Here is a 14080-nt window from a genome sequence, read left to right on the forward strand (position 1 = left end):
AAATCACTTCGTACGCAGCATCTTGCGATGCTGTTGTCAGCGATGAGTGTCCAACGTCGTTTGTTGATACGCGGACTGTTCATCGTGCCGAAATCAACCGACCGGGAAGCCACCAAACGTGCTCGACTTACTCCAACGCAATCTCGTGCCGATCGCGGCGCTGCTGCTTTCCGTGATGTTCGCCTGGCTGGGCTGGCAGGTCTCGTCAGCGTGGTACTGGCCACTGCTGCTGACGGTACCGCTGCTGGCGCTGGGCATCTACGACTGGTCCCAGCAACGCTGGACACTGCTGCGCAACTATCCGGTAGCGGCACGTCTCCGCTGGATGTTCTACGACCTGCGCCCGTTTCTGCGCGCCTACATCGTTGAAGATGATCTCACCGGCGCGCCGTTTCCACTCGCAGCACGCAACCTGATCCACGAACGCGCAAACGGAGAAACCGACACCAAACCGTTTGGCACCGAGCGGCACACCGATGCGGCAACCTATCACTGGTTTGCCCATTCGATCGTGCCCGCCGAAAAACCCGATGACTCTCCCCGGGTGGTGGTTGGCAACGAACAGACGGCCAAACCCTATGCCGCTTCGGTCTTCAATATTTCAGCGATGAGCTTCGGCGCGCTGTCGGCCAACGCAATCCTCTCGTTGAACCTCGGTGCCAAGCTGGGTGGTTTCTATCACGACACCGGCGAAGGCGGACTCAGTGATCATCACCTCGCCCACGGTGGCGACCTGGTCTGGGAACTTGGCTCGGGCTATTTCGGTGCGCGCGACAAACAAGGCCATTTCGATCCTGCGCAGTTCGCTGACAAAGCCGCCAATGACGCGGTGAAGATGACCGAGATCAAACTCAGCCAGGGCGCCAAGCCAGGCCATGGCGGCTTGCTGCCCGGTGCAAAGGTCACCGCAGAAATATCCCGTGTGCGCGGCGTACCGGCCCATCAAGATTGTCTGAGCCCGGCAGGTCATTCGGCTTTTTCAACGCCGATCGAACTGCTGGAGTTTGCCGCAAAGATGCGCGAATTGTCCGGTGGCAAGCCGGTCGGCCTGAAGCTGTGCATCGGTCAGATGCACGAGCCGTTCGCCTTGGTGAAAGCCATGCTGCAGACCGGCATCCTGCCTGACTTCATTGTCGTCGACGGCGGCGAAGGCGGCACCGGCGCGGCACCGCAGGAACTGTCGGACTGGGTTGGCATGCCGCTGGAAGATGGTCTGGTCGTGATGCGCAACGCGCTGGTCGGCGCCGGCCTGAAAGACCAGATCCGGCTGGCCGCCAGCGGCAAGGTATATTCGGGCATGGGCCTGGCGCGCAACCTGGCGCAGGGCGCCGACTGGTGTAACGCGGCGCGCGGCTTCATGTTCTCGATCGGCTGCATCCAGGCGCAACGCTGCCACCTCGGCACCTGCCCCACCGGCATCACCACGCAAGATCCGACCCGCCAGCGCGGCCTGGTTCCTGCGGTGCAGGGTCCACGCGCCGCGCGCTTCCACGCGGAGACGCTGAAGTCACTGGCACGCATCGTCGCAGCGGTCGGCTTTGAACACCCGCGGGATCTGGCACCGCATCACCTGATTCATCGTGTCGGCCCGGAAAAGGCGTTGCCGATGGACGAGATCAAGGTCTTCCTGCCCGAAGGCATCTTGCTGGCCGCACCGGAAGAAACCATCTACGCACCGTGGTGGCGTGCGGCGCAGGCAGACAGCTTCCGCCCCGCCACCAACCTGCTCACCGAACGCGCGCGCACCCAGCGCAGCGCCATCGGCTGACCCACACGACAAGGAATCACCGCATGGCAAGCAACGTAGCCGAGATCATCGTCGACACGCTCACCCAGGCCGGCGCACAGCGCTGCTACGGCATCGTGGGCGACACCATCAATCACTTCACCGATGCGGTGCGCCGTTCGCCGCTGCGCTGGATTCACGTGCGCCACGAGGAGGCCGGCGCGCTGGCTGCTGGCGGCGAGGCCTATATGACTGGGGAACTCGCCGTGTGCGCCGGCACCTGCGGCCCGGGCAGCCTGCACTTCATCAACGGCATTTTCGAAAGTCACCGCAATGGCGCGCCCGTGGTGTTGATCGCCTCCGATGTGGCGCGCCCAGAAGTGGGCTTGGCGTTTCCGCAGGAAGTCGACCAGCGACGCATTTACGAGCAGGCCTCGGTGTTCTGCGAGTACATCTCGCACCCCTCGCAGGCGCGCCGGATTACCGCGCTGGCCGCGCAGGCGGCACTGGCCCGAGGCGGTGTAGCGGTCGTGATCGTCAACGGCGACATGTTCACCGAAAGCGATGACGACGCCTTGCCATGGTCGGTGCACCGCGTCGCCTCCGCTGCGTGTCCGCGCAGCGTTGAACTCGACCGTCTGGCCAGCCTGCTGAACGAGGCAAAGAGTGTCACCTTGTACGCCGGCTACGGTGCGCGCGCAGCGCATTGCCAAGTGCTGGCGCTGGCCAAACACCTACAGGCGCCGGTGGTGCACACCAGCCGCGCCAAGGAATTCATCGAGCCTGAGAATCCCTTCAATGTCGGCATGACCGGCATCCTTGGCAATCGCGCCGGCATGCAGGCGATCGAGGACGCCGACATCACGCTTTGTCTGGGTACGGATTTCGCGTGGACTCAGTATTACCCGTCGCATCAGCACGTCATCCAGATCGATAACGACCCCACGCATCTCGGTCGGCGCGCACCCATTGCCATGGGTTTGGTCGGTGATGTCGCTACCACCATCGATGCGGTGTTGCCACGGCTGTCGGAAAAGCAGGATGGCGAACACCTGGCCAAGGCGCTCAAGCAGTGGCAGGCGGACGGCAAGGATTATGCGGAAGCGGCGCACGACGAAGACCCTAAGCTGCTGCATCCGCAACGCGTCACCCAGTTGCTCGACCAGTTGGCCAGCGGCGATGCACTGTTTACCGCGGATGGAGGCTCGCCGATGGTGTGGTTGCTGCGTCACCTCACCGCGAACGGTCACCGACGCTTTCTTACCAGCCTGCTGCACGGCACGATGGCGAATGCCTATCCGCAGGCGATGGGCATGGCCGCGGCGTTTCCTGATCGGCAAGTCATTGCCTTGTGTGGCGACGGTGGCCTGACCATGTTGATGGGCGACCTGCTCACGCTGCGCCAGGAAAACTTGCCGGTAAAACTATTGGTGTACAACAACCGTTCGCTTGGTTTCGTTGAAATGGAACAGCGCGTGGAAGGCCTGCTGGACGCCTTCACCGAATTGCAGAATCCTGACTTCGTGAAACTCGCCGACGCCTGCGGCCTGCCAGGCTGGCACGTGGAAAGCGAAGAAGAACTGGAGCCTGCCATGCGCAGCTGGCTGGCCGTGGACGGACCGGCCTTGCTCGATGTGCGCGTCAACCGTCTGGAGTTGGTGATGCCACCGAAGATCAAGCTGTCGCAGATGGCGTCCACCGCGCTGTTCGGAGTCAAGGCCGTACTGGACGGACGGGGTCGCGAAGTGATTGATCTGTTGCGGAACAACTTTCTGCGCTAGCCGGCGCGAATGGATCACGTGAGCCAGCGGCTATCGAATCGCCGCTGGCTTCAACCGGTGCCGCCGACACGTTCGACGTTGGCGCGCAAGCGGGACAATTCATTCAGTAACGTCTTGATGTCGTAAGGCTTCTGCAACATGTTTTCACTGCGGTAGCCCGCCGATACACCGTCGGTACCGTAGCCGGAAGCAAACGTGAAAGCGATGCCGCGGGCACGCAGGATATCGGCCACCGGGAAGCTGAGTTCGCCATCCAGATTGACGTCCAGCACGGCAACATCCATATCGCTGCTTTGCGCGAGCCTCAGCGCATCATCCAGATTCGACGCCGTGATCACCCGATAGCCGGCCCGCTCCAGCAAATCTTCCAGCATCATCGAAACCATCACTTCGTCTTCCACCAGCAGAACACGTGGCGCAGCGGAATTCGGCGTGTTCATTCGCGGCGTCCCTTCTTTCGCAAGGGCACATCGATGACGCAAGACAGACCGGTCTGTGCATATTGCAGGTCGGTGGAACCACCCAGACCGGCGACCACGGTTTCCAGTAGTCGCGAGCCCATGCCCTTGCGCGCAGGCGGCTCGAGGATCGGCGGACCGTCACTCTCCAGCCAGGACAAGCGCAGGCGTTCCAGTCCTTCCTGCATCTCGGTCTGCCAGCAGATCGTGAGGTGACCACCCGGAACTGACAGTGCACCGTGTTTGACCGCGTTGGTCGCCAGTTCGTGGATCAGCATGCCCAGCGCCGTCACCATCCGTGGCTGCAACTGCACATCGTCACCGAGCAGGCGCACCGCATTTGCCTCGTTGTGATACGGCGCCAGTTCATTCAGCACCAGATCGCGAAGCGAGGCGTGCATCCAATAACCGGTCGTCAGTAGATCCTGGGTCTTGGACAGTGCCAACAGGCGCGCACTGAAGGTTTCGGCAAAACCGTCCAGCGACGTTGCATAGCGCAGCGATTGATAGGCAATGGACTGCACCGTCGCCAGCGAATTCTTGACCCGATGGTTGAGCTCGTTGATCAAGGCCTCGCGCTGGCGCTGCGCCAGCTTTTCCTGGGTGACGTCACGGGCAATCTTGGAGGCACCGATCACGTTCCCGTCGTCATCGAGCACCGGGGATACAGACAGCGATACGTCGATCAGGCTGCCGTCCTTGCGCATCCGCGTGGTCGGGTAGTGATCAATCGCCTCACCCCGTCGAATGCGCTCGAGGATGCCAGGCTCTTCGTCGGGCATTCCCTCGGGAATCAGCATGGTGACCGGTTGGCCGATGGTTTCTTCGCGGGTGTAGCCGAACAGCCGCTGGGCCCCGTTGTTCCAGCTGGTGATGATGCCGTTCAAATCCTTGCTGAGGATGGCGTCATCGCTGTACTTGACGATGGCCGCCAGATGTCGCGCCAGCGCGCTGGCATGCCAGCGCTCAGTAGTGTCGGCAATGCTCAACATCAGGCCATCCACGCCGCCTGAATCGGACCGGCTGGGATGGAAGCGCAGCGCCAGATGTACCTGTCGTTCGGGTACATGCAGGTTGCGCAAGACCGTCTCGCTGGTCTCCAGCGCTTGCCGAGCGGCCTCCAGCAGTGCTGGACACTCCAACCTCTGGGCAATGTCGTTCAGGCACCGAGGGGGTGCTGCCAGACCGAAACCCAGCAACCGCTGGGTGATCAGGCCGATCCGACGAACCCCGAGCTGGGCGTCAAGGAACACCACGTTGCCCTCGTCACGCCCCAGCAACTGCAGCAGGTCTTGCTCTGCCGTCCGTGGCACCGGAGCAACGGTGTCACGCAAGGAAGCCGAAGCCTCCGCAGCAAACCTGGTTGAGCTCACCTGATCCCGCATGTCGCCTGTACCTTCTTTTCGAGTCTCACGACTCCATCTTTGCAAACAGCAACGTGATGATTTCGTGTATGAGCCTGCCGTTCGACCACGCCCGCGAACAGGCACAGCGCGCAACGCCGGCACCGCTATTTAGGCCGAGCTGACAGAGCATGTCCGCGAAGACTCGCGTTGCACGGGCATGGATCCCGGCCGCGCCCGGCATCCCTCACGTCACGCGTTCACCGGCGGCGACCCGAACAGCGGTCACATCCGCCGGCTCCGGATGCATGAGCAGACGCCAGCGCCAGGCATTCCGGTGCAGACGTAAACGCCGATACCTGACTAGATAAGCGGCCGCTACCGCCGCCGCCGCCACACCTGCCAGCGCGCCCACGCCAAGCGCCCAGCGCGCACCAAATCGGTCAACCACCCAGCCAACCAGCGGCGCACCAATCGGCGTGCCACCCATCACCACGGCAATTCGCAAGGCCAGCACGCGACCACGCATGGAGCGCTCGGTAGTCAGCTGCATCATCGAGTTGCTGGCCGTCATGAAGGTCAGCGCAGCCAGCCCGACGAAGAACAGCACGGCAGCAAACAGGAACGCGCTGGGCATCACCGCCGCCAACGCCAGCGTGATACCGAACGCCGCTGCTGCCGCGCCCATCAACACCATGCCGGGAAACTCGCGGCGGGCCGACAGCAGCGCTCCACTCATGGTGCCTGCCGCCATGGCCGAAGTCAGCAAGCCGTACTGGCTGGCGTCGCCGTGGAACACGGTGACCGACATGGTCGAAATGAAGATCGCAAAATTGAAGCCGAAGGTACCCAACAACAAAAGCATTACCAGCACGGCGATCAGGTCGGGACGCTGCCAGACGTAGCGAAAACCTGCCAGCAGGCTGCCGCGGGTACTGGCAGGACGCGCTTCGACATGCAGTTCATTCACCCGCAGCAACCACAACGAAAGCATCACCGCACCGTACGAGACCGCGTTGATCAGAAACAGCCAACCCTCGCCTACCACGGCAATCAACACACCTGCCACTGCCGGTCCGAGCATGCGAGCGCCGTTGAAGGAAGCCGAATTCAGCGCGACCGCATTGGCCAGGTCGTCGTCGGTCACCAGGTCCGACACAAAAGCCTGTCGCGCCGGCGCATCGAACGCCGTGACAATCCCCAGCAGCAACGCAAAGCCATACACCATCCACAGCTGCACCACGCCGGCGAGGGTAACCAAGCCCAAACCCAGCGCCAGCAAGCCGGCAGCGCACTGAGTGAACATCAACAACTTGCGACGATCCAGATGATCGGCAGCCAGCCCCGTCAGTGGCAACAAAAGCAGCGGCGGGCCGAACTGCAGCGCCATCACCGTACCCACCGCCGTGGCGTTGTGCTGGGTGAGCACGGTGAGCACCAGCCAGTCCTGCCCGACCCGCTGCATCCAGGTACCCACGTTGGACACCAGCGCACCGATCGACCACAGCCGGTAGTTGTAGCTGCGGAGTGAGTGGAACATGCTGCTCATGGCGGGCCTGCCAACTCCGTCGGCGCGCTGCCACCGCCAAGCCACCTGAACCCCCCTGCCAGCCTGATACGAACCAACAGCGCGCGCCGGCCGAAGACGCCAGTATCAAGCCCCACTGTCAGCCGCCGATTGGCGCCAGCTTTTTCCCTGACGAAATTTCCATTGATCCGGTCAGCCACCTTTTCCTGCCTGCTTCGGCAACGTCGCCAGCCAGTGCAGCACGGCCCTGGACAGCTCGATGCGCTGGTCGGAATACGCGTGGTCGGCAGGCAGATGCACGGATATGACCTGGCGATCGCCCGCCTTGCGTAGCGCGGTAGCGAAGGCATTGTTCTCGTCGGCGAGGCCATCGTCGGAAGTGACAATCAGAGCCGTGCGGTTTTTAAGCAGGTCCACCTTGTCCATGAATGGCCAGCCAGCCACATGATCGGCGAGCTCGTTGGCCAGCCCGGTTGGCGAGCAGCCAGCCAGTGGCGCCATGCCTTCATCGGCCAGGCCGGAGGCCATCGCCGCGACAGCATCCGCGCGCTTGTGCTGACCAAGGATGGCTTGCATGCGCCCGGACATGTCGGCCGCCGAAATGGTAGCGAAGGCCTTGATCGCGGGGTCTGCCGCGGCCGCCTCGACGGTCATGAAACCGCCCATGCTGTGACCTATCAACACGATCCGGCTCGGGTCCACTCGCAACGACCTGGCCACATCCGGCTGGCGCAGGTAGGCAATTGCGGCCGCCGTGTCCTCGATGCTGTGGGCAAACGAGAAATCACCCGGCGTGCCCCACGAACCACGGTAGTTGAAGTACAGGACATCCCAACCGGCGCGCCGCATGTCCTGCGCCAGATCAAGATTGCGTTCGTTGCCGGGAAAACCGTGCAGCAGAATCACCACAGGATGAGGTCCCGCACCAGCCGCAATGTAGACCAACGCATTCATCAGCTCGCCGTGGCTGGGGATCTGCATGGTCTGCATCGAGGCCCGATCCACCGTCTTGGATGGCGGCGTCTGGCTGCTGTGAACACCGGCGACCGGCGGCATTCCAGCATGGCCGGGACAAGCTGCTGCCGCGAGGCAGGTGGTGAGGAAAACAACGATCGCATGATGCTTCATGACATCACCTCGTGCAGTTTGGTGTGAACAGGCCGATTGAAAACTGCTGCTGGCAGCTGACCCTGTTGCTACGTCGCCGATCCGGAACCCACGCCATATTAGATGGAAGCAACACTTCTTTCCGTGGCGGCCGGAGGCAAGTGGAGTCCATCGGCCTCTGAAATGCAATTTGCAGCGGCCTTCTGCTGTTGTCTACGCTCATCCTGCTTCGGGCGCGCCGATACGAACCCCGCTTCTGTCAGGCGGCCAAACCGCCCAGCAAAGTCTTGCCAACAGCCGCCGGGCCGCTACCACCGCGTGCGCCGCGCCCCACCACCATGGCACCTTCCAGTGTTGACAGCAGCAGCTCGGCAAGCGCCTGGGCACGCAGGGCCGATGTCACCTGCCCACTGTGCTGCGCATCGCGAAACGCTGCCGCAAGCCAGACCAGGTTGAGTTCGAAGAACGTCGCCACCGCAGCGGCAACATCTTCGGGCAACGCATCGGCCTCAGCGCCCAGCATGCCGCACAAACACAGCCGCGAGTCCTGCGCATAGGTCGTCGCAAACAAGCGAACGTAGGCCTTGAGTCGTGCGAGTGGATCACGTCGTGCAATGTCGATGGCGGCTAGCGCGGATTCAAAGCGCTCGGTATAGCGCTGCGCCAGCGCGGCCACAAGATCGGACTTCGTACGGAAGTGGTGGTGCACGCTGGGCTTGCGAATGCCGACTTGCTGCGCCACGTCATCGAATGAAAAGCCGCCGTAGCCGCGCTGCTGGATCAGTGCCTCAGCCACATCCATGATCCGCGCAGCCGTGCCTTCTGTAGTAACCATCATGCTCCTAGCTCGGCTTCGTCGACGAGATGGCCGGTCTTGACCAGAATGGTGCAGCCCTCGCGACTGAAAGGCTGGTGCTGACTGAGATGGGGACTACGCAACCAGCTCCCCGTCGGATAGCGGCCATGCTCATCCTCGAACACGCCATGGACCACCAGAATTTCCTCACCGCCATAGTGACGGTGTGGGTTGAAATACGTTTCCGGCGCCCAGCGCACCAGCGCGGTGTGCTGGGTTCGGAACTCATGCAGCGGCATCACCGACAAACCGGGCACCAGACCCGGCAGCCACGGCGAAGCCTGCGTGTCCAGTGCCACCTGGGTCTGATCAAGCGGATCAAAGTACCGCAGCTTCACGAATAGCACGCAGCCACCCTCCGACCATGGCGCGTGCGCCGAACCCGGCGGATTGCGAATATACGAGCCCGCTCCGAAGCGGCCACTTTCGTCGCAGAATTCACCTTCAAGCACGAACAGCTCTTCGCCCAGTTCGTGTGCGTGACCGGGAAAGCGTGAACCTGGCGCGTAACGAACGATGGAGGTAGCACGCGCCACCTCGTCACCATCACGTTCAAGCATCTTGCGCTGGACACCGACCGAAGGCGAGCTGACCCAGTCCATCGTGGACGAATCAACCACCACCCGCTCGGACCAGTCAGAACGAAGTTGCATGCCACTGCCCTACCTATTGGAAGGTAGGTAGTTTCCAGAATGCCGAAGCATCCGTCAACCAGCATTCCATCATGCCGAGCGCCTGGCTAAGGGACCGAACTTGTCGCTGGGGCAGGCACGGGCGCTGGTGCCACCGTGGCTGCCGGCGCCGCTGCTGACGACACGGTCGATGCTGGCGCAGGTGTATCCGCTGGTGCACGTGTCGATGCGACGGCGGGAGCACTTGTCGACGCGGCGGCCGGCACCGCTGCGGAGACGACCGTCGATGCAACAGCCGGCGCGCTCGTGGATGCGGCCCCCGGCAGCATTGCGGCAACAACCGTCGATGCAACAGCTGGCGCACTTGTCGCGGAGACCGCCGCCGCGGCTGTTGATCCGGTTGCCCGTGGGCTTGCAAGCCTGACCTTCGCCGTGGCGGCCGGCGCGATCGCAGGCGTGCTCGCTGCGGAGGCCGCCCACACGAACGTGGCCACACTGCTGGCCGGCAAGTCGTACTCGAAGCGCAGGTCACCCTGGCTGACCGACAGGTGATTGGTTTGCGAGTTGCCGTTGACGGCCACCAGCACCACCGTGCCATCATCCGGATTCTGGAACGCTACTTCGCGCACACCGGGGTTGGTGTTCGCGGACTTTACCCGCACGGCCCCCGGCATCACGAAGCGACTGAAATGCGCGAACGCGTAGTACTCGTCATTGCGACTGACCGCGCCGGTAGCGGAATCGATCGTCACGATGCCTTTGCATTCGTCGCAGCCGCCAGCGTGCGGACCATGGTTTTCGTCCAGCACGAGGTTCCAGTAGACGACCCCGCGTGCCCAGTTGGTGACGCTGCCCATGACGATGTTGCGGGCGAACAGCAACAGTTCACCATTGCGAGCCGAAGGCCAGTCACCGCCGGCGCATTCGGTGAGGTAGACGTCCTTGTTTGGAAACGCGCGGTGCACCGTGGTCTGCGCACTCGGGTCACCGCGGTAACAGTGCCACGCAATCCCGGCGAGGTAGCGTCGCGCGTCGGGGTCGGCCAACACGCTCAAGGGCTGGTCCGGCAGATCCCAGTTGTGATCCCAGCCCAGGATCACCGTGGCGGGTTTGTGCCCGGCCAACGCAGGTCCCAGATATTTGCCGATGATGCGGGCACGGGCATCGACCGGCAGCGACATGCCCGGATAGGTCAGTGGCTCGAACGTCGGTTCGTTCTGCACGGTCAGCGCAAAGATCGGGATACCGTAACTTTTGTAGGCATCCACGAAGTGGACGAGGTAGTTCGCAAAAGTCGCCTCATACTCGTCCAGCAGACTTCCGCTGATTACGTTCGCACTGGCTTTCATCCACGCCGGTGCGCTCCAAGGCGAGGCAATGATCAACGCGCCGGGCTGAACTGCCAGAATGTCCTGCAGCACCGGGATGACGTTGCGCCGATCCGTCACCACATTGAAGTGCTGCAAGTCGGGATCAATCTGACCGACGGGCATGTCATCCAGGGTGTAGTGCTGCAAGGAAAAATCCGACGCGCCAATGGTGATACGCAACATGTTGAAGTTGAGCCCGGGCGGCGGACCGAACAACTCCTGCAACAACGCCGTGCGCTGCGAAGCACTCAGTTTGTTCTGGATCAGCCACGCCGAGGAATCGGTCAATGCCGCGCCGAAGCCGGCCATGGTTTGATACGTACGCCCCAGATCGATCAGCACATCGGCGTCGTTCGACGCAGCGCCCCGGTGATGCGCGAAGAAAGTATTCTGCGGCGCCAGACGCAGGCGTCGGTCAGCCGTGCTCAGCCATACGTGAACCGGCGTTCCGCTGGGCGTAAAAACCTTGGCGATCGTCCCGGCAAACGGCTTTGGCTGCGGCCGGTTCACCGCCCATATCGCCGCCATGGTCAGCAACGAAACCCACAGGATCGCCGTCGTGCGACTGATCCCCCGACCTTCATCCATGGCTCGCCCGCTGACAATAGACGGCCATGATGCTGCACCAACAGGTATCCCCGATCATTGCGCTGCCGTCTCCGGACATGCCGCGTTAGCAGCACTTCCTGCCTCCGCGGCGATCCGCACGTTCGCGAACGCTGCGGAATACGGGGTCGAAGCGAGCACGCCGAACGGCACATCGATATGCGCGAGATCTGCACCCGGTTTGACGAAGCATTGCAACGGGATGGATACCGCATGCCGCTTGCCGCGCTCATAGGCAGCAAATATTCCGCTGACGTCCAGCGCCCGGGTGCAGCCATCGCCACAACCCATGTAGATCGCGACCGGACTTTGCGCCGGCGTCTCAATCACCACGTCGAACTGCAGCGCAGCATGGGTGGCCACCAGCGGCATCAGGTTGGTCGGCTGCGGACTTTGCATGAAGAACCGGCCTGGCCCGTGCCAACTGACTAGCTTGGCATCCTGCTGGGTGTTGACCTGCACGGTGCGCAGGCTGAAGAGCGGATGGTTGGCCGGCCACTCGATCGCTGCATTCAGATCCGCACCTACTGGATGAACGTCGTGGCCGCTGCTGCCTGCACCCAGGTACAACGCAAACGGAGACTGTGCCAGCGTGTGAAAGATCGGCAGTGTCGACGTGCTGGCGCAGGTGCCGACATCGGCATGCGTCGGCAGCATGGGCAGGTCGTGATGGCTGGGATAGTGCAGCCCCTGACCACGCGCGAACAACCAGTTTGCCGCCTTGCCACCGTCAGCGTAAGGACACGGCACGCCCGGCCATGGCATCGCCAGGGTGCCGCTGAAGTTGAACGCGGGCATGCCATGCTCGCTGGCGAACAGCAGATCGGCAATGCCCTCGCCTTCCGAGCCCGGCAGCCACGCAGCAACAAACGCGTCGGATGCGTTGAGCAAGTCGTTGACGAACAGTGGACGGCCAGACAGGAACACCGTGACGACCGGCTTGCCGGATGCCGCGGCTGCTTTCAACACCGCCAGGTCTTCAGGGTGACGATCGCTATGGCGCAGCGTGGCCGACGGAATGATGTCGCCCATGGTCTCCGCGTAAGGCGTCTCGCCGATCACCGCGATGATCGCGTCGAACGCCTTGAGATCGACACCGTCGGTGGTGGCACGGTACGTAACGTTCGCTGAGCCATCCACGGCGCGAATACCGGCGAGCACACTGGTCGCATTCGGGAAATCGGCATTGCTGTTATCCGTACCCTGCCAGGTCAACGACCAGCCGCCAACCTGATTGGCAATCGTATCGGCACTCTTGCCAACCACCAGCACTTTAGTGCCTCGCTTGAACGGCAGCACGTCGTGGTTGTTCTTCAGCAACACCAGCGACTCGCGCACCGCGCGGCGCGCCAGTGCGCGATCCTGCAGCCGGCTCGCATCACCCGCACCGACGCGTTGCGACGGACGCTTGCCAAATTCGCCCAGTACCAGCTTGGCGCGCACGATGCGGCTCACCGCATCATCGATGCGTGACATCGGAATTTCGCCGCCCTGGACTTGATGCGTGGTGTTGGCAATGAAGGCGCGCCAGTCATCCGGCACCATCACCATGTCAATGCCGGCATTGATCGCCTGCGGACAACTCGCGTTGCTGCATCCGGGCAACTGGCCGATCGCGTTCCAGTCGGACACGATGAAACCAGGGAAGCCCATCTTGTCTTTCAGCGCACCGGTCAGCAGCGCGCGAGCGCCGCTCATCTTGCCGTAGTTGACCCCGTCGACCGCATCGTCCCAACTGTTGTAGGACGCCATCACGCTGAGCACGCCCGTTTCCAGTGCGCCCACATAACCCGAGCCGTGCACGTTGATCATCTCCAGCCGACTCACCTTCGCGTCGCCCTGATCGGTGCCATTGGCGGTCGCGCCATCGCCGATGAAATGCTTGGCCGTGGCCATCACGTTGGCGTCGCCGAAATGTCCCTGCAGTCCATCAATGTAGGCGCGCGCATAAACGCGCACCAGCGGCCCATAGTTGGAAAAACTCTCGTAGGTACGACCCCAACGCGTGTTCTGCGCGACAGCCAGGGTGGGCGCGAACGCCCAGTCGACCCCGGTGGCACGCACGGCGCGCGCGGTGGCTGCGCCGATCTGCCGGATCAGCTCCGGATCATGCGCCGCACCCAGCCCCACATTGTGCGGAAACAGCGTCGCACCAAATACGTTGCTGTGGCCGTGCACCGCATCGGTGCCCCAGATGATCGGCAGTTTCACCGGCGCATCGACGGCCATCGAAGCGTCGTAATAGCGATCCGCCAGGGCAAGCCAATCGGCCGCACTGGCGTGCTTGTTGCCCTGCGGCCACGACCCACCGCCGTTGAGCACCGAGCCAATGTAGTACTGCCGAACCTGCTCGGGCGTGATCGATTTGATCTCCGCCTGAGTCATCTGGCCGATCTTCTGTGCCAGGCTCATCTGCGCGACGATGTCGTGCACCTGCGCGTCCAGATGCCGATCCACCGCTCTCGCAGAGGTGATCCGCGGCCAGTCGCTGTAATGGCTGGGCGCAAGCGCTTGCTCGGTCACCAACCCCGGCGCAGGCGAAGCGGCAACCGCCGCCCTCGCCTCACCGCCTGACGCCAACACCCATACGCTGGCGCCTGCCAGAACCGCCCACTTGCTTCCGATCATCTGACACTCTCACTGGAATCAACCAACTTGCGGTGCACGACGCGA

The 14080-nt window shown here is 62.8% G+C and carries 10 protein-coding genes; 2 read left to right on the top strand and 8 right to left on the bottom strand.

The window, feature by feature from the left end; translation table 11 throughout:
- Positions 1-118 precede the first annotated feature (118 nt).
- Together PY254_RS13515 and PY254_RS13520 are read left to right on the top strand one after the other, a co-directional pair.
- Positions 119-1768, top strand: a complete 1650-nt coding sequence (locus PY254_RS13515) for an FMN-binding glutamate synthase family protein (RefSeq protein ID WP_281012565.1) — start codon at positions 119-121, stop codon at positions 1766-1768.
- A gap of 23 nt (positions 1769-1791) precedes the next feature.
- Entirely contained in the window at positions 1792-3507 is a 1716-nt protein-coding gene (locus PY254_RS13520) for a thiamine pyrophosphate-dependent enzyme (RefSeq protein ID WP_281012566.1), read from the top strand.
- 50 nt (positions 3508-3557) lie between these two features.
- Here PY254_RS13520 and PY254_RS13525 read toward each other — a convergent pair whose 3' ends face one another.
- The 8 genes from PY254_RS13525 to PY254_RS13560 all read right to left on the bottom strand — a co-directional run bounded on the left by PY254_RS13525 (position 3558) and on the right by PY254_RS13560 (position 14035).
- Positions 3558-3947: a response regulator gene (locus tag PY254_RS13525; protein ID WP_281012567.1), complete on the bottom strand. Its 390-nt coding sequence runs from the start codon at positions 3945-3947 to the stop codon at positions 3558-3560.
- Positions 3944-5299, bottom strand: a complete 1356-nt coding sequence (locus PY254_RS13530; protein ID WP_281012568.1) for a sensor histidine kinase — start codon at positions 5297-5299, stop codon at positions 3944-3946. Before PY254_RS13530 ends, PY254_RS13525 begins: the two co-directional genes overlap by 4 nt.
- Before the next feature lie 256 nt (positions 5300-5555).
- Positions 5556-6848, bottom strand: a complete 1293-nt coding sequence (locus tag PY254_RS13535; protein WP_281012569.1) for an MFS transporter — start codon at positions 6846-6848, stop codon at positions 5556-5558.
- 180 nt (positions 6849-7028) lie between these two features.
- Positions 7029-7964, bottom strand: coding sequence for an alpha/beta hydrolase family protein (locus tag PY254_RS13540; protein ID WP_281012570.1), 936 nt, complete (start codon positions 7962-7964; stop codon positions 7029-7031).
- A 238-nt stretch (positions 7965-8202) separates the two neighbouring features.
- Positions 8203-8781, bottom strand: a complete 579-nt coding sequence (locus PY254_RS13545; protein WP_281012571.1) for a TetR/AcrR family transcriptional regulator — start codon at positions 8779-8781, stop codon at positions 8203-8205.
- Positions 8778-9452 carry a cupin domain-containing protein gene (locus tag PY254_RS13550; protein WP_281012572.1) on the bottom strand — a complete coding sequence of 225 codons (675 nt, stop codon included), beginning with the start codon at positions 9450-9452 and terminating at the stop codon, positions 8778-8780. Before PY254_RS13550 ends, PY254_RS13545 begins: the two co-directional genes overlap by 4 nt.
- 86 nt (positions 9453-9538) lie before the next feature.
- Positions 9539-11389 (bottom strand): glycoside hydrolase family 30 protein, encoded by a 1851-nt coding sequence (locus PY254_RS13555; RefSeq protein ID WP_281012573.1) that lies wholly within the window; start codon positions 11387-11389, stop codon positions 9539-9541.
- A gap of 54 nt (positions 11390-11443) precedes the next feature.
- On the bottom strand, positions 11444-14035 hold the full coding sequence (locus PY254_RS13560; protein ID WP_281012574.1) for a glycoside hydrolase family 3 protein: 2592 nt from the start codon (positions 14033-14035) through the stop codon (positions 11444-11446).
- Positions 14036-14080 lie beyond the last annotated feature (45 nt).

The organism is Rhodanobacter sp. AS-Z3, from assembly GCF_029224025.1.
Lineage (GTDB): Bacteria > Pseudomonadota > Gammaproteobacteria > Xanthomonadales > Rhodanobacteraceae > Rhodanobacter.